Annotated in this window: 1 protein-coding gene; it reads right to left on the bottom strand. The window is 72.1% G+C overall.

Going from position 1 to position 470, the window contains the following annotated elements; all coding sequences use genetic code 11:
* Window positions 1-470 (bottom strand): DUF58 domain-containing protein (locus tag QN345_RS19780; RefSeq protein ID WP_323509209.1); only part of this gene is annotated, 470 nt, incomplete at both ends.

The following is a 470-nucleotide window of genomic DNA, read 5'->3' as shown; positions in this document are numbered from 1 at the left end:
GACGACGGTGTGGCGGCGGGTCAGCTGGGGCAGTACCGCGAGCAGTCCGGTCGACGCCCCCGCGGCATCGATCGAGGTCAGCAGCACGACGAGGGCGCGCTGGCTCGTGATCGCGCGCACCTGGGCCGGCACTCCGGCCCAGTCCATTTCGAGGAGTTCGGGGTCGATCACCGCAAGGGTGTCGACCATCCGCGACAGCAGTTCTGCGCCCTGCGCGCCCTGCACCCGGCCGCGCACCCGCCGGTCGAAGGCGACCATGTCGACACGGTCTCCGGCCTTCGACGCGAGCGCGGCGAGCAGCAGCGCCGCCTCGAACGCGGTGTCGAGCCTCGTCTCGTTGTCGATCCGCGCGGCGGAGGTGCGTCCGGTGTCGATCACGATGACCACCCGCCGGTCGCGCTCCGGTCGCCAGGTGCGCACGACCACGTCGTTGTGCCGCGCCGTAGCCCGCCAGTCGATCGAGCGCACGT

The sequence above is a fragment of the Cryobacterium sp. 10I1 genome (assembly GCF_035019805.1).
Taxonomy (GTDB): domain Bacteria; phylum Actinomycetota; class Actinomycetes; order Actinomycetales; family Microbacteriaceae; genus Cryobacterium; species Cryobacterium glucosi.
The sequence above is the reverse complement of the archived record's forward strand: the minus strand, read 5'-3'. Positions and strand labels throughout refer to the sequence as shown.